The organism is Pseudomonas sp. 65/3-MNA-CIBAN-0223 (assembly GCF_040310425.1).
Classification (GTDB): Bacteria; Pseudomonadota; Gammaproteobacteria; order Pseudomonadales; family Pseudomonadaceae; genus Aquipseudomonas; species Aquipseudomonas gregormendelii.
Window position 1 is genome coordinate 154,186 of sequence record NZ_JBEOPV010000002.1, and the last position, 14,592, is coordinate 168,777.

Annotated in this window: 15 protein-coding genes; 6 read left to right on the forward strand and 9 right to left on the reverse strand. The window is 59.7% G+C overall.

The features are described from left to right. From AAEZ09_RS02355 to gpmI, 3 genes are all read right to left on the reverse strand, one after another. A complete protein-coding gene (locus AAEZ09_RS02355) occupies positions 1-1,320 on the reverse strand; it encodes a S41 family peptidase (protein WP_045062002.1) in 1,320 nt (439 codons plus the stop codon). A gap of 31 nt (positions 1,321-1,351) precedes the next feature. After that, on the reverse strand, positions 1,352-2,647 hold the full coding sequence (locus AAEZ09_RS02360) for a murein hydrolase activator EnvC family protein (protein WP_350597984.1): 1,296 nt from the start codon (positions 2,645-2,647) through the stop codon (positions 1,352-1,354). 251 nt (positions 2,648-2,898) lie between these two features. Beyond that, positions 2,899-4,428 (reverse strand): 2,3-bisphosphoglycerate-independent phosphoglycerate mutase, encoded by a 1,530-nt coding sequence (gpmI, locus tag AAEZ09_RS02365; protein ID WP_045062000.1) that lies wholly within the window; start codon positions 4,426-4,428, stop codon positions 2,899-2,901. Between the two features lie 153 nt (positions 4,429-4,581). Between gpmI and AAEZ09_RS02370 the strand changes: the two genes are divergently transcribed. The 3 genes from AAEZ09_RS02370 to secB are packed head-to-tail and all read left to right on the forward strand — an operon-like array spanning position 4,582 to position 5,782. After that, complete coding sequence (locus AAEZ09_RS02370) at positions 4,582-4,995, forward strand: rhodanese-like domain-containing protein (RefSeq protein WP_045061999.1); 414 nt, start codon at positions 4,582-4,584, stop codon at positions 4,993-4,995. A gap of 1 nt (position 4,996) precedes the next feature. After that, a complete protein-coding gene (gene grxC, locus AAEZ09_RS02375; protein ID WP_045061998.1) occupies positions 4,997-5,251 on the forward strand; it encodes a glutaredoxin 3 in 255 nt (84 codons plus the stop codon). A 39-nt stretch (positions 5,252-5,290) separates the two neighbouring features. Continuing rightward, a complete protein-coding gene (gene secB, locus AAEZ09_RS02380) occupies positions 5,291-5,782 on the forward strand; it encodes a protein-export chaperone SecB (protein WP_045061997.1) in 492 nt (163 codons plus the stop codon). A gap of 108 nt (positions 5,783-5,890) precedes the next feature. Here secB and AAEZ09_RS02385 read toward each other — a convergent pair whose 3' ends face one another. Continuing rightward, a complete protein-coding gene (locus tag AAEZ09_RS02385) occupies positions 5,891-6,346 on the reverse strand; it encodes a tRNA (cytidine(34)-2'-O)-methyltransferase (RefSeq protein WP_007949025.1) in 456 nt (151 codons plus the stop codon). On the opposite strand from AAEZ09_RS02385, the gene AAEZ09_RS02390 reads away from it, so the two are divergent. After that, positions 6,345-6,785 (forward strand): hypothetical protein, encoded by a 441-nt coding sequence (locus AAEZ09_RS02390; RefSeq protein ID WP_350597988.1) that lies wholly within the window; start codon positions 6,345-6,347, stop codon positions 6,783-6,785. The genes AAEZ09_RS02385 and AAEZ09_RS02390 overlap by 2 nt on opposite strands. A gap of 480 nt (positions 6,786-7,265) precedes the next feature. Here the strand turns inward: AAEZ09_RS02390 and ntrC are convergent, their stop codons facing one another. Together ntrC and glnL are read right to left on the reverse strand one after the other, a co-directional pair. Beyond that, positions 7,266-8,702 (reverse strand): nitrogen regulation protein NR(I), encoded by a 1,437-nt coding sequence (gene ntrC / locus AAEZ09_RS02395; RefSeq protein ID WP_045061995.1) that lies wholly within the window; start codon positions 8,700-8,702, stop codon positions 7,266-7,268. Beyond that, positions 8,699-9,784 (reverse strand): nitrogen regulation protein NR(II), encoded by a 1,086-nt coding sequence (gene glnL / locus AAEZ09_RS02400; RefSeq protein ID WP_045061994.1) that lies wholly within the window; start codon positions 9,782-9,784, stop codon positions 8,699-8,701. Before glnL ends, ntrC begins: the two co-directional genes overlap by 4 nt. 23 nt (positions 9,785-9,807) lie before the next feature. On the opposite strand from glnL, the gene AAEZ09_RS02405 reads away from it, so the two are divergent. Continuing rightward, positions 9,808-9,981 (forward strand): hypothetical protein, encoded by a 174-nt coding sequence (locus AAEZ09_RS02405; RefSeq protein WP_160298072.1) that lies wholly within the window; start codon positions 9,808-9,810, stop codon positions 9,979-9,981. A gap of 33 nt (positions 9,982-10,014) precedes the next feature. Here AAEZ09_RS02405 and AAEZ09_RS02410 read toward each other — a convergent pair whose 3' ends face one another. The 3 genes from AAEZ09_RS02410 to glnA form a co-directional block, all read right to left on the reverse strand. Further along, positions 10,015-10,638, reverse strand: a complete 624-nt coding sequence (locus tag AAEZ09_RS02410) for a DUF4124 domain-containing protein (protein ID WP_350597991.1) — start codon at positions 10,636-10,638, stop codon at positions 10,015-10,017. Continuing rightward, the gene (locus tag AAEZ09_RS02415) at positions 10,635-11,144 is read right to left on the reverse strand and encodes a DUF4124 domain-containing protein (protein WP_350597993.1); all 510 of its coding nucleotides are present in this window, start codon (positions 11,142-11,144) and stop codon (positions 10,635-10,637) included. Before AAEZ09_RS02415 ends, AAEZ09_RS02410 begins: the two co-directional genes overlap by 4 nt. A 232-nt stretch (positions 11,145-11,376) precedes the next feature. Continuing rightward, positions 11,377-12,783, reverse strand: coding sequence for a type I glutamate--ammonia ligase (glnA, locus tag AAEZ09_RS02420; RefSeq protein ID WP_045061991.1), 1,407 nt, complete (start codon positions 12,781-12,783; stop codon positions 11,377-11,379). 332 nt (positions 12,784-13,115) lie between these two features. Here glnA and thiI point away from each other — a divergent pair, with 332 nt between their 5' ends. Next, a complete protein-coding gene (gene thiI / locus AAEZ09_RS02425) occupies positions 13,116-14,570 on the forward strand; it encodes a tRNA uracil 4-sulfurtransferase ThiI (RefSeq protein ID WP_045061990.1) in 1,455 nt (484 codons plus the stop codon). The last annotated feature ends 22 nt before the right edge of the window (positions 14,571-14,592 follow it).

Here is a 14,592-nt window from a genome sequence, read left to right on the forward strand (position 1 = left end):
TCAGCGGCCAGAGGTGATGCTCAAACCTTTGAGCAGGCTGAGCGCCTGGGCCAGCTGGTAATCATCATCCTGCGGCATCGCCTTGGCTTTGCCGCCGGAGCCGGTCGGTTTGTCTTCGCCGCCATTGCCGTTGCCCAGGTGACCTTGCAGATCGGCTTCCTTGAAGTAGTCGCCGTCCTGCTCGCTGGTGATCTTCGCCTTGCGCACTTCGATGTCCGGGACGATGCCCTGGGCCTGGATCGAGCGGCCGTTCGGCGTGTAGTACAGCGCCGTGGTGATCTTCAGTGCGCGGTCGTTGTTCAGCGGCAGCACGGTTTGCACCGAGCCTTTGCCGAAACTGGTGGTGCCCATGATCACTGCACGTTTCTGATCCTGCAGGGCACCGGCGACAATCTCCGAGGCCGAGGCGCTGCCGCCGTTGATCAGCACGACCATTGGCACGGCTTCGCTTTCATCCTTGCCAGTGGCGGAGAAGCGCAGCTCGGAGTTGGCGATGCGGCCCTTGGTGTAGACGATCAGGCCTTTGGTGATGAAGTGGTCGACCACTTCCACCGCCGATTGCAGTACGCCGCCCGGGTTGTTGCGCAGGTCGAGAATGACACCTTTGAGTTTCTTGCCGTTGTCCTTGCGCAGCTTGGCCAGGGCCTTGGAGACCTCTTCGCCGGTCTTGACCTGGAACTGGGTGATGCGGATATAGCCGTAGCCCGACTCCAGCAGCTGTGCCTTGACGCTCTTCACCTGGATGATGGCGCGGGACAGGGTCACGTCGAACGGCGTGCCGCCGTCGCGCACCAGGGTCAGGGTGATTTTCTGGCCGATTTTGCCGCGCATCTTGTCCACGGCTTCGGTCATGCTCTGGCCGCGAGTGGGCTGGCCGTTGATTTTCACGATGAAGTCGCCAGCCTGGATGCCGGCCTTCGACGCAGGGGTGTCATCGATCGGCGAAACCACCTTGATGAAACCGTCCTCGGCGCCGACTTCGATACCCAGGCCGCCAAATTCGCCGCTGGTGCTTTCCTGCAGCTCGGCAAAATCTTCCGGGCCCAGGTAGGCGGAGTGCGGGTCAAGGTTGCTGAGCATGCCCTTGATGGCATTTTCCAGCAGGGTCTTGTCGTCAACAGGTTCGACATAGGCGGCCTTGATCCGGTCCATGACCTCGGCAAAGGTGCGCAACTCTTCCAGCGGCAAAGGCGCCTTGGTGGTCGCAGCAGTGCCCGCAGGCGCGACTACCGGGGCCGGTTGAGCGGCAAACGCCAGAGGCGCGCCGATCACCAGGGCGATCGTCAGGGCCAGCGAGGTAAGGCGGGACAGATGCAGCATGTCGAACGAACTCCTGAAGTAGATGGCGTGCTTATCCTTGCGCGCGGCACCATTGCGCGGGATCACTCGGGTGACCCTGCTGACGAATAGCGAAATACAACGCCGGGGTGTCCTGCCCGCCACTGCTACCGACAGTGGAGATGGACTCACCGGCTTTAACCACGTCACCTGCAGACTTCAACAGCGTCTGGTTGTGACCATAAAGACTCAGGAAACCGTTGCCGTGATCCAGGATAACCAGCAGTCCGGCACCGCGCAGCCAATCGGCAAACACCACGCGACCACCGTGCACGGCATGCACCTGGCTGCCGGCGGAAGCACTGATCATTACGCCGTCCCACTTGGTTCGAGCGTCATCACCACGGGATTCGCCAAAGCGTGCCAGCAATCGACCATCAACAGGCCATGGAAGTTTTCCCCGAGTGGAAGCAAAAGCACCACCGAAGGTTTCGCCTGAGCTTGAGACCAGAGCGCCGGGTGTTGATTTGACCTGTTTGCGTGGGGCGTCAGTGTTGTCTTCTGCTGCTGCCTGGGCCTCACGTAAACGCTTTTTTTCGGCTTCCTGCTGGGCGATCAGCGCTTTTTGCCGCGCTTCTTCTGCCTCTCGGGCCTGACGGGCCAGGGTTTCTTCGATGGTTTTAAGGACTTTAGACAGGTCTGCCTGATCCTGCTCGCGTGCCGCCAGCTTCTGGTCGCGAGCCTTGACGTCGAGGTTGAGCTTGGCGAGCACTTGCTGGCGCTCCTGGCGAACCTTTTCGAGCTCGTCTCGCTGGCTGTCCAGGCTGCTTTTCTGCACCAGCAGTTGAGCCTGCTGCATGTCGATGTCTTTTTCGACATTGGCCAGTTGGCGCAAGGTTTCGTTGAAGTTTTTCAGCTGCTCCAGGCGGGCCTGGCTCAGGTAGTCGTAATAAGTGAGGGTGCGGGCGAATCTTTCCGGGTTCTGCTGGTTAAGCAGCAGCTTGAGGTACTCCTGGCGCCCGTTCTGATAGGCCGCTCGGGCCTGGATGGCGATCAGTCGTTGCTGTTCAATGCGCGCGCTCTGGAGTTTTTTTTTCTCGGTATCGAGTCGCTGCAGCTCGGATTCGCTTTTCTTCAGTTCTTTTTGCAGGGCATCGACCTGCTTTTCGAGCTTGCCCATTTCCGTCTCGGTGCCTTTGAGGTCCTTTTGCACACCGGATTTTTCTTCCTGAAGCTTGCCCAGCAGTTTCTTCAGCTCGGCAATGTCCTGACGCGTGGCGTCCAACTGCTGTTGGGTTTGCGCGCGCTCGTCAGCGAAGGCCGGTTGGAGCAGGCAAGTCAGGGCAAGGGCTATCAGGACGCGAAGCATAAAGGCGGGCGACACCAGGGAAAGGGACGGCCTAGTATGCCCGCCAAGCGCAGCAAAAAAAATGCCCAATTGGGGCTGTGTGATAACCGGGACAAGCAACAGGCCAGATTCCATTGCGAAAACGCCATAAGCCACTGTGGGAGCTGGCTTGCCGGCGATGGCGTCTGAACATTCAACATTGAGGTTGGTGTCAGATAGCTATCGCTGGCAAGCCAGCTCCCACAGGGTTTTGCGGTGTTTGTGCGGGCGGATTACACCAGGATCGAGGTACCGGTCATTTCGGCCGGTTTTTCCAGGCCCATCAGCATCAACATGGTCGGCGCCACATCCGCCAGCACGCCACCATGGCGTACCTTGAAATCACGCTTGCCGACATAAATGAACGGTACCGGCTCGGTGGTGTGTGCCGTGTGAGCCTGGTGGGTTTCTTCGTCGGCCATTTTCTCGACGTTACCGTGGTCGGCGGTGATCAGCGCTTCGCCGCCGACTTTTTCCAGCGCGTCCACGATGCGCCCCACGCACAGGTCCAGGCATTCAACCGCCTTGACTGCTGCATCGAACACGCCGCTATGGCCGACCATGTCGCCGTTGGCGTAGTTGACTACGATCACGTCATAACGCTGGTTTTCAATGGCCTCGACGATCCGGTCTGTGACTTCCGGTGCGCTCATCTCCGGCTGCAGGTCGTAGGTGGCGACTTTTGGCGACGGGATCAGGATGCGCTCTTCGCCCGGGAACGGTTCTTCGCGCCCGCCGGAAAAGAAGAAGGTCACGTGAGCGTATTTTTCGGTTTCGGCGATGCGCAGCTGGGTCTTGCCGTTTTTCGCCAGGTAATCGCCCAGTACGTTGTCCAGGCTGCCTGCGGCGAAAGCCGATGGGGCAGGGATGCTGGCGGCATATTGGGTCAGCATGACAAAACCGGACAGTTTCGGCTGGCGGGCGCGGGCAAATTCCTTGAAATCGTCCTCGACGAACACTCGGGTCAGTTCCCGGGCGCGGTCGGCGCGGAAGTTCATGAACACCACGGCATCGCCGTCTTCGACCTTGACCGGCTCACCGATGGAGGTGGCCTTGACGAATTCGTCGCTCTCGCCACGGTCGTAGGCGGCTTGCAGACCTTCCTGGGCGGTGGCGGCGTTGAACTCGCCGTTGCCGTCGACGATCAGGTTGTAAGCCTGGGCTACGCGGTCCCAGCGATTGTCGCGGTCCATGGCGAAATAACGGCCGATGATGCTGGCGATGCGGCCTTTGCCGAGGGCCTGGAAGCTGGCATCGAGCAGTTCGATGGACGACTGGGCACTTTTCGGCGGGGTGTCGCGGCCGTCGAGGAAGGCATGCAGGTAGATTTTCTCGGCGCCGCGCTTGTAGGCCAGTTCCGCCATGGCCACCAGGTGGTCCTGGTGGCTGTGAACGCCGCCGTCAGACAGCAGGCCCATGAAGTGCACGGCTTTGCCGGCAGCAACGGCTTTATCCACGGCAGCGCAGATGGTCGGGTTTTCAAAGAACTCGCCGTCACGAATCGATTTGGTCACGCGAGTGAAGTCCTGATACACAACGCGGCCAGCACCCAGGTTCATGTGACCGACTTCGGAGTTGCCCATCTGGCCATCCGGCAAGCCGACGTCCATGCCGCTGCCGGAGATCAAGCCGTTGGGTACGGAGGCCGTCAGGCGGTCCAGCACAGGCTTCTTCGCGGCGAATACGGCGTTGGATTCAGGGCTCTCACTGTGACCGAAGCCGTCGAGGATGATCAGGACCAAAGGTTTAGGCGTGGTAGTCATGGATTCCACTCGTGGCTGAGTTAAAAGAGGGCAATGGAAAAGGGAGTGGCAGTTTAAAGGTAAGTTCCTGCTGCGTCACCGCCGGACGGGGTTTGGCCCACCATAGTGGCTGTGTATACTGGCCGACATTTTAACGCCCTGGAACCTCCTTCAATGGTTGATCACCTGATTGCATTTGCCACCACTCACTATCTGCTTGTCGGTATCTTCGCCGTTCTGCTGGCTCTGCTGATCGCCCATGAAATGAAGGGCGGCGGTCGTAGCCTGAGCACCGGTGAACTGACCGGGCTGGTCAACAAGGACGCAGGCGTGGTGATCGACATTCGTCCGGCCAAGGACTTCGCCGCCGGTCACATTGTCGGCGCGCTGAATATTCCTCACGACAAACTGACTGCTCGTGTCGGCGAACTGGAAAAGCACAAGGCCAAGACCATCATCCTGGTCGACGCCATGGGTCAGACCGCTGGCACTCACGCCCGAGAACTGATGAAATCCGGCTTCACCGCCGCCAAGCTGTCCGGCGGGATCTCCAGCTGGAAAGGCGACAACCTGCCGCTGGTGAAGTGATATGAGCAACGTCGTCGTCTATTCCAGCGATTACTGCCCTTACTGCTCGCGAGCCAAGTACCTGCTCGAGAACAAAGGCGTGGCCTTCGAAGAGATCAAGGTCGATGGCAAGCCGCAGGTGCGCGCCGCCATGGCCCAGAAAGCCGGGCGGACCTCCGTCCCGCAGATCTGGATCGGCGAGCGCCACATCGGTGGCTGTGATGATTTGTTTGCCCTTGAGCGCGCCGGCAAGCTCGACGCCCTGCTCAAGGCCTGACGCCTTCCCTATAAGACCCAAGATCAGAAAGGATCTGAGATGACTGACCAACAGAACACTGCAGCTAGCGAAGAAGAAACCGCACCGCAATTCTCCTTGCAGCGCATCTATGTACGTGACTTGTCCTTCGAAGCCCCGAAAAGCCCGGCGATCTTCCGCCAGCAGTGGGAGCCGAGCGTCGGTCTGGATCTGAACACCCGCCAGAAGGCCCTGGAAGGTGACTTCCACGAAGTCGTGCTGACCTTGTCGGTGACCGTGAAGAACGGTGAGAGCGGCGAAGTCGCCTTCATCGCTGAAGTGCAACAGGCCGGGATCTTCCTGATCAAGAACCTGGACGACGCTTCGATGAGCCACACCCTGGGTGCGTTCTGCCCGAACATCCTGTTCCCGTACGCTCGCGAAACCCTGGACAGCCTGGTAACCCGCGGCTCGTTCCCGGCCCTGATGCTGGCCCCGGTGAACTTCGATGCGCTGTACGCGCAAGAGCTGCAACGCATGCAGGCAGCTGGCGAGACTCCGACGGTTCAATAACCAGCGCTGCTGCAAATCGCGGGCAAGCCCGCTCCCACAGGATTGAGCAAAACCTGTGGGAGCGGGCTTGCCCGCGATTGTTTCTGTCAGGCGAAAATAATCTTCGGGTTACTTGAAGCCGAGCTGGCGCCAGCCTTCGTACACGGCCACGGCCACGGTGTTCGACAGGTTCAGGCTGCGGCAGCCTTCGCGCATCGGTAACCGAAGGCGTTGCTCGCCGGGCAGGGCGTCCAGCACCTCGGCCGGCAGGCCGCGGCTCTCCGGACCGAACAGGAAGGCGTCGCCCTCGGCGAAGCTCGCATCATGGAACGGCCGCGAGCCCTTGGTGGTGAAGGCGAACAGGCGCGGGTGACCGAGGCTTTCCAGGCAGCTGGCGAGGTCGGCGTGACGTTGCAGGGTGGCATACTCGTGGTAGTCGAGGCCCGCCCTGCGCAGACGCTTGTCGTCCATCTCGAAGCCCAGCGGCTCGATCAAATGCAGGTGGCAGCCACTGTTGGCGCACAGCCTGATAACGTTGCCGGTATTCGGCGGAATTTCTGGTTGGAAGAGGATGACGTGAAACATGCACGGCTCCGAAGATAAAGATGACCGGCATTCTACGCCGCCCGAGGATCGGCGTTCGAAACTATTCCCGCGCGTGATGGGTTCTTTGGCGATAGTCGGTGTCATGGTCGGGCTGATGATTGGCCGCCTGACCACACCCGACCCCAGTGAACTGCAGCAGGTCGAGGTGACGAGTGACGGATTGGTCGTGTGGTTCAGCAACGAACCCAAGACCCATGGCGAGATCGTCGACGGCAGCCTTGCGCTGCTGTTCGCGGCCGAAGGCAAGGCGCAGAAAGGGCAGCTCAAGCTCAATGATAAAAGCACGAACTGGCGAGTGCGTTTGAGTGATGGGGGATTGTTGCTGACCGTGGTGGCTGCCCGGCCACTGCTGGGCGAGTGGGCCGGTAGCGAGGTCGATGACCGCTGGCGGCTGGAGATCCATCTCCGGGAGCAATAAAAGAGGGAATCCCCGGCCTGCCTGTACCAAGGTTCCCGAAACGGGAGGGCTCGCGCATGACGACGTGAGCCCGGTGTAAAGAAGGAACCCCTGACCTGCCTGTATCAAGGGCCCCAAAACTGGTTGGGCTCGTCGCTTGTGCGGTGTGAGCCCGGTGTAAAGAGGGGAATCCCCGGCCTGCCTGTACCAAGGTCCCCGAAACTGGGTAGTGAACTGATTCACTGAATGGACTATTGCAGGGTGCGTGCCAGTTTTTAACAAGTTGAAACAGAAAGTCGCATTGAAACGTCGAAAGCCCCGTATTCCGGGGCTTTCGTGTTTTTTCGGTCAGGGTTCGATTGCGAAAGCAGGCGGGGTTTTAAATCAGCATTTGTGCGCGATTGCGGTTCACGGTGCATTCAGTCGGTGCACGATGGCGCCAAAAGCATCGCGGGCAAGCCCGCGAATGGATCTATGTAGCGACGATGATTTATAGGGTATTTAGCCCTCTTCCCCCTCATCATCATCCCCACCATCAACCTTCATCCCCAATTCCTTGATCTTGCGAGTCAGGGTATTGCGCCCCCAGCCCAGCAACACCGCGGCATCACGCCGGCGGCCAGCGGTGTGCTTGAGGGCGGTCTCGATCATGATCCGTTCAAACGCCGGCACCGCGCTGTCGAGCAGGCTCGACTGGCCACGGGCCAACGCCTGGTCTGCCCACTGGCGCAGCGCCTGCTCCCAGTTGGTCACCGGGGCCGAATCCTGAGGCAGGTTCAACAGTTCCGGCGGCAGGTCGCTGATGTGCACTTCGCGACCGGAAGCCATCACTGTAATCCAGCGGCAGGTGTTCTCCAGCTGACGCACGTTGCCGCCCCACGGCAGGTTCTTCAGGTACTCCTCGGTCTCGCTCTTGAGCAGCTTGGGCTCCACTGCCAGTTCCTGGGCTGCGCGGGCAAGGAAGTGTTTGGCCAGGGTCGGGATGTCTTCGCGACGGTCCGACAGTCGTGGAATGTGGATGCGGATGACGTTGAGGCGGTGGAACAAGTCTTCGCGGAATTTACCCGCGTGCACCAGGGTTTCCAGATTCTGGTGAGTCGCGGCGATGATTCGTACATCCACCTTGACCGGGGTGTGACCCCCTACCCGATAAAACTCGCCGTCGGCCAGGACCCGCAGCAGACGAGTCTGGGTGTCTGCCGGCATGTCACCGATTTCATCGAGGAACAGCGTGCCGCCATCTGCCTGTTCGAAACGCCCGCGACGCAGGTTGGCGGCGCCGGTGAAGGCGCCTTTCTCATGGCCGAACAACTCGGATTCCATCAGGTCCTTGGGGATTGCCGCCATGTTCAGCGCGATGAACGGCGAGGCTGCCCGTGGGCTGTGACGATGCAGGGCGTGGGCGACCAGTTCCTTGCCGGTGCCCGATTCGCCGTTGATCAGCACGGTGATGTTGGAGTGGCTCAAGCGTCCAATGGCGCGAAACACTTCCTGCATCGCCGGCGCTTCGCCGATGATCTCCGGAGTGCGGGTCAGGGTCGGGACGACTTCAAGACCTTGCTGCTCCTGGGCGTGCTGGTTCGCCCGCTTGACCAGCGATACGGCTTCGTCGACGTCGAACGGTTTTGGCAGGTACTCGAACGCGCCGCCCTGATAGGACGCGACAGCGCTGTCCAGATCGGAGTGAGCGGTCATGATGATCACTGGCAGCCGTGGGTGCTGTTCGCGAATCCGCGCCAGAAGGTCCAGACCGCTGGCGCCGGGCATGCGAATGTCAGAGATGATCACGTCCGGCTGCTGGCGCGCCAGGCGGCTCATCACGCCATCGGCGCTGTCGAAGCTTTGCGTGGTCATGCCTTCTTGCTGCAAGGCTTTTTCCAGGACCCAACGGATAGAACGGTCGTCATCGACGATCCACACGGTTTCACTACGGCTCATGTCGATGTGGCTCCTTGTTCCAGTGGCAGAAAGATCGAGAAGGTGGTGTGGCCTGGGTGGCTGTCACACTCGATCAGGCCCTGGTGCTGGCTGATGATGTTCTGGGTAATGGCCAGGCCCAGCCCGGTACCGTCCGGGCGGCCGCTGACCATGGGAAAGAAGATGGTTTCCTGAAGTTCCGCCGGTATGCCTGGACCGTTGTCGATGATCTCGATCTTGGTGACCAGGCGGTGACGCACGTGGCCGATGGTGAACTGGCGCATGGCCCGGGTGCGCAGGCTGATGCGGCCAAGGCGCAGCTCATTCTGGCTGCTGATGGCCTGCATCGCATTGCGCACGATGTTCAATACCGCCTGAATCATCTGCTCACGATCAATCAGGACATCGGGAATGCTTGGGTCATAGTCGCGCACCAGGTTGATGCAACCCTGGCTTTCGGCTTCCACCAGATGGCAGACCCGCTCGAGCACTTCGTGAATGTTGCACATGGCCAGCGATGGCAGCTTGTTCGAGCCGAGCATGCGATCCACCAGGTTTCGCAGGCGATCGGCTTCTTCGATGATCACGTTGGTGTAATCGCGCAGGCTTTCTTCGGGCAGTTCACGGGCCAGCAGTTGCGCTGCGCCACGAATCCCGCCCAGCGGGTTCTTGATCTCGTGCGCCAGGCCACGCACCAGCATCTTGCTGGTCTCCTGTTTCGACAGCTGTGCCTCTTCCTTGGTGATGCGCAACAGGCGATCGCGCGGGTGGACCTCGAGCAGCAGCAGGGTGTCGCCGTTGGAGAGGATCGGCGTCACTGCGTAATCGACAGTCAGGGTCTGGCCGGTGAGGGCAGTAAGCATCGCTTCACGCTTGGTGAAAGGGTGAGCCTGTTCAACAGCCTGGCGCAGGGAATTCAGCGCTTCGGTGGATTCGGTGAACAATTCACTGATGAATTGCCCGTGACTGCGCTGCCCGCTGATTGCCAGGAGCATTTCTGCCGCCGGGTTCATGTACTCCAGGCGCAGCTGCGCGTCGAGCAGGATGGTGGCGGTAGTCAGGTTGTCGAGCAGCAAGCGGTGCAGTGCGTCGCTAATGGTCATCAGGACCTCTTTTGGAGCAGGGCGTGCGCAAGAAAAAAGCGTTTGTTACTGGAAAATGCAAAAACCAAACCAAGGCTCTGAAAAGAAGCGTCGATCGCCTGAAACAGGCGTTTGACGCTCTTTTGCGTGGCGTTTTGCCAGCTTCGACGGGTAGTTTCGAACCAAAATGGGATGAGAACTGGGTAGTGCGCCTCTAGGCGCACCAATATAGTGCGCAAGCAGGCTGAGGGTTAAAAGAACTTCAGGAAGGGATTTTTTTCCTCTTCGGGTTTTTCCTTGAGCGGGCACTCCGGGCGCTGGCCGAAGTCGGAAAGGGCGCAGGGTTTGACCTGGCGTTTCTGGGCAAGGGAAATTCGCAGCATGTGAAAGGGTTGATTGGCGGTGCGCTCTACTGTGCGGCCTTGCTGGTCGAGGATTTCAACGGACAGGTTGTGGCTGCCGCGGTCGACATTGGTCAGGGCAAAGACCGGGCTGAGGCCGGGTTCGGCGGTGGGTTTGCCGTCCAGCAGCAGGCGGTAGCGGTGACCCCGTTGCAGGCCGGGCTCGCTGGTCACACTGACGATCAGTTCACCGGCGCTGCTGCGCAGCGTGGCGTCAGGTTCGGGTACCAGCACCCTCAGCAGGTCGTAGCGATAAAGAGGGGGGGCTTCGGCTTGTGGTCTGGGGGTCGCCGGTTTGGCGCTGCCCGGATTGGCGGACATGCGATTACCCGGCGCCAGCGGTACGCGCTTGGCGTTGCCGGAGCCGGGCTGATCGGTGAAGACCCGATTGCCCTGGGCATCGACGTAGGTAAATATTTCGGCTGACGCGGGCAGCGCAACCAGCAGCAGTCCGGCCAACAGCCACCCTTTCAAGGCTTGTGCACTCGCTGCACGGTGAAGGTCACGGTCGGGCTTTGCTGCACGACGTTTTCCCCGCTGATCACCTGTACCGCCAGGCTGTGGGTGCCACGATCGATGTTTACCAACTGCAGGACTGGCACGTTGCCAGGCTGGCCGTAGGGCTGTTCATCCAGCAGCAGCCGGAACAGATGCGGGCCCCGCAGGCGCGGCTTGATCAACACGTTCACGGTGAAGGTGCCGTTGTTGGCGCGTAACGCTTCGCTGGTGGGCAGGTTGGTCAATTCCAGCACTTCGTATGCGCTACTCGGCTGTTCGTCAGTTACGGCGTCAACAGGCGGCGCAGCAGGTGCTTGTGATTCGACGCTGTTTAGCGGAGGTAGCTCGACCGGCTGCGCCACGACGCCATCGGGCGGTTGGTTGCTGTAGGCGGTGTTGCCGTTGGCGTCGGTGTACTTGTAGATCTGCGCTGCAGCGGGCAGGGCGATCAGCAGCAACAACAGTAAAAAAACACGACCCATAAAATCGACCAGAAGCGAAGGCGTTGGGGTGCAGCATAGGTCAGGGCTGGCGCTTGACCCAAGTCGTTAATAGTTGGGTGTGGCCAAGTGGATCAAAAGATCGCGGCCTTCGGCAGCTCCTACGCGCCTGTGGGCGCTGCCGAAGGCTGCGATCTTTTGATCTTGTACGCATAAAAAAAGCCTCCCGAAGGAGGCCTCTTTTTGTCACGCCGCGAGTGCTGGCGCTACCGGATCAGCAGCTGTAGTACAGCTCGTATTCCAGTGGGTGTACGAAGGTGCGGACCTTGATTTCTTCTTCGCTTTTCAGAGCGATGTAAGCGTCGATGAAGTCGTCGGAGAACACGCCGCCTTTGGTCAGGAACGCGCGACCTTTGTCCAGCTCTTCCAGGGCTTCTTTCAGGCTGCCGCAAACTTGTGGGATCTCTTTGGCCTCTTCAGGCGGCAGGTCGTACAGGTTTTTGTCAGCTGCGTCGCCAGGGTGGATCTTGTTCTGGATGCCGTCCAGGCCAGCCATCAACAGTGCAGCGAAGCCCAGGTACGGGTTGGCTGCTGGATCCGGGAAGCGGGCTTCGATACGGCGAGCGCGCGGGCTCGACACGTAAGGAATACGGATCGAAGCGGAACGGTTGCGAGCCGAGTAGGCCAGCATGACCGGTGCTTCGAAACCTGGGACCAGACGCTTGTAGGAGTTGGTCGACGGGTTGGTGAAGCCGTTCAGGGCCTTACCGTGCTTGATGATGCCGCCGATGAAGTACAGGGCGGTGTCGGACAGGCCGGCATAGCCTTCACCTGCGAAGGTGTTCTTGCCATCTTTGGCGATGGACAGGTGAACGTGCATACCCGAGCCGTTATCGCCGTACAGTGGCTTAGGCATGAAGGTCGCGGTGCGGCCGTAGGCGACAGCAACGTTGTGTACGCAGTACTTCAGGGTCTGAACTTCGTCAGCCTTGGCCACCAGGGTGTTGAACTTCACACCGATTTCGTTCTGGCCGGCAGTCGCCACTTCGTGGTGGTGAACTTCGATGGTCAGGCCCATTTCTTCCATGGCGTTGCACATGGAGGTACGGATTTCGTGGTCGTGGTCGAACGGTGGAACCGGGAAGTAGCCGCCTTTGATACCTGGACGGTGGCCATGGTTGCCGCCTTCGATGTCCTGGTCGGACATCCACGAACCTTGCTCGGAGTAAATCTTGAACATCGAGCCGGAGATGTCGGACTTGAACTTCACTTGGTCGAAGATGAAGAACTCTGGCTCCGGGCCAACGAATACGGTGTCGCCGATACCGGTCGACTTCAGGTATTCCTCGGCGCGGTGGGCGATGGCGCGCGGGTCGCGGTCATAGCCTTGCATGGTCGACGGGTCGATCACGTTGCAGACCAGGATCAGCGTTGGGTCTTCGGTGAACGGGTCGAGAACGGCCGTGCTGTCGTCTGGCAGCAGGATCATGTCGGAGGCTTCGATGCCTTTCCAGCCAGCGATGGAGGAACCGTCGAACATTTTGCCTTCTTCGAAGAAAGCTTCATCCAGCGCGTCGCGAGCCGGCATGGTCACGTGGTGCTGAGTGCCTTTGGTGTCTGTGAAGCGCAGATCAATCCACTTGACGTCATGATCTTTGATGAGTTGAACCGACTTCGACATAGTGTCCTCCGGGTGGCTTCGGGCTTTGGTAGTGGATGGCCCTTGGAATGTGGGTGATGCCGGCGCGAATACTCTGCCAAGGCAACCTGCCTCACAAGGGAGCAAATTGCATGCCAGTGCCCCAGCATGGGTTTTTCGCCCCAAATTCACGCTTATATAGATGTATGGCGTTCAGAAACGGCAAAACTCGCCCCGTTATGTGGCGCATAATCACACAAATGACCCGTTTTGGTGCGCGTCGAAGGTTCTGCATATTAACTGGTTAAACCTTGAGCAATTTCCGCTATAATCCGCGCCCCCCTTTTTCGGCTGGCCCAGCGCGCGCTGTTTTCATGAAACTAATCGTAAAAGTCTTCCCCGAGATCACCATCAAGAGCCGCCCGGTACGGATGCGTTTCATCCGCCAGTTGGCCAAGAACATCCGCACCGTGCTCCGCGACCTGGACCCGGCCGTGGTGGTGAACGGTGTGTGGGACAATCTCGAGCTGGAAACCCGCGTGAGCGAGCCCAAGGCCCTGAAGGAGATGACCGAACGCCTGAGCTGCATGCCGGGCATTGCGCATTTCCTGCAGGTCGACGAGTACCCATTGGGTGACTTCGACGACATCGTTGCCAAGTGCAAGCTGCACTTCGGTGACGCCCTGGCCGGGAAGATTTTTTCGGTGCGCTGCAAGCGCGCCGGCAAGCATGAATTCAGCTCCATGGATGTCGAGAAATACGTCGGCAGCCAGCTGCGTCGTCAATGCGGCGCCGCCGGAATCTCGCTGAAAGAGCCGCAAATCGAAGTTCGTCTCGAAATTCGCGACAAACGGTTGTTCGTGATCCACAACCAGCACAACAGCATCGGCGGTTATCCGCTGGGTGCCCTGGAGCAGACGCTTGTGCTGATGTCCGGTGGCTTCGATTCAACGGTGGCTGCCTACCAGATCATGCGCCGCGGGCTGATGAGCCATTTCTGCTTCTTCAACCTGGGCGGGCGGGCCCATGAATTGGGGGTGATGGAGGTCGCGCACTTCATCTGGAAGAAGTACGGCAGCTCCCAACGCGTGTTATTTGTCAGTGTGCCGTTCGAGGAAGTACTGGGAGAAATTCTCGGGAAAGTCGATAACAGTCATATGGGCGTAGTTTTGAAGCGTATGATGTTGCGCGCTGCTTCCCGTATTGCCGATCGGCTGGAGATCGAGGCGCTGGTCACCGGTGAAGCGATTTCCCAGGTGTCGAGCCAGACGCTGCCGAACCTGTCCGTGATCGACTGCGTGACTGACAAGCTGGTCTTGCGACCGCTGATCGCCAGCCACAAGCAGGACATCATCGATCTGGCCAACGAAATCGGCACGGCCGATTTCGCCAAGCACATGCCGGAATATTGCGGGGTCATCTCGGTGAACCCCAAGACCCACGCCAAGCGTCCGCGCGTGGAGCACGAAGAGAAAGAATTCGACATGGCGGTTCTCGAGCGTGCGCTTGAGAACGCCAAGCTGGTACCGATCGATCGCGTGATCGACGAATTGGGCCAGGACTTGCAAATCGAAGAAGTCGGCGAAGCACTGGCAGGTCAGATCGTCATCGACATCCGTCATCCGGATGCCGCTGAAGACGAGCCGCTGGACCTCGCGGGCATTGAGGTACAAACGATGCCGTTTTATGCATTGAACGCTCGTTTCAAGGAACTGGACCCTACTCGCCAGTACCTGCTGTATTGCGACAAAGGCGTGATGAGTCGCCTGCATGCCCACCATTTGCTCAGTGAGGGGCATGCCAATGTGCGCGTTTATCGACCGAGCTAAGAGCCCGGGGCTGTTTGCCTGT

Excerpts from the sequence above, each read along its gene's own strand:
- secB (WP_045061997.1), top strand. The coding sequence starts at position 5,291 with ATGACTGACCAACAGAACACTGCAGCTAGCGAAGAAGAAACCGCACCG.
- AAEZ09_RS02370 (WP_045061999.1), top strand. The coding sequence starts at position 4,582 with ATGGTTGATCACCTGATTGCATTTGCCACCACTCACTATCTGCTTGTC.
- AAEZ09_RS02415 (WP_350597993.1), bottom strand. The coding sequence starts at position 11,144 with ATGGGTCGTGTTTTTTTACTGTTGTTGCTGCTGATCGCCCTGCCCGCT.
- gpmI (WP_045062000.1), bottom strand. The coding sequence starts at position 4,428 with ATGACTACCACGCCTAAACCTTTGGTCCTGATCATCCTCGACGGCTTC.
- AAEZ09_RS02355 (WP_045062002.1), bottom strand. The coding sequence starts at position 1,320 with ATGCTGCATCTGTCCCGCCTTACCTCGCTGGCCCTGACGATCGCCCTG.
- AAEZ09_RS02390 (WP_350597988.1), top strand. The coding sequence starts at position 6,345 with ATGCACGGCTCCGAAGATAAAGATGACCGGCATTCTACGCCGCCCGAG.
- glnA (WP_045061991.1), bottom strand. The coding sequence starts at position 12,783 with ATGTCGAAGTCGGTTCAACTCATCAAAGATCATGACGTCAAGTGGATT.
- grxC (WP_045061998.1), top strand. The coding sequence starts at position 4,997 with ATGAGCAACGTCGTCGTCTATTCCAGCGATTACTGCCCTTACTGCTCG.
- thiI (WP_045061990.1), top strand. The coding sequence starts at position 13,116 with ATGAAACTAATCGTAAAAGTCTTCCCCGAGATCACCATCAAGAGCCGC.
- ntrC (WP_045061995.1), bottom strand. The coding sequence starts at position 8,702 with ATGAGCCGTAGTGAAACCGTGTGGATCGTCGATGACGACCGTTCTATC.
- glnL (WP_045061994.1), bottom strand. The coding sequence starts at position 9,784 with ATGACCATTAGCGACGCACTGCACCGCTTGCTGCTCGACAACCTGACT.
- AAEZ09_RS02360 (WP_350597984.1), bottom strand. The coding sequence starts at position 2,647 with ATGCTTCGCGTCCTGATAGCCCTTGCCCTGACTTGCCTGCTCCAACCG.
- AAEZ09_RS02385 (WP_007949025.1), bottom strand. The coding sequence starts at position 6,346 with ATGTTTCACGTCATCCTCTTCCAACCAGAAATTCCGCCGAATACCGGC.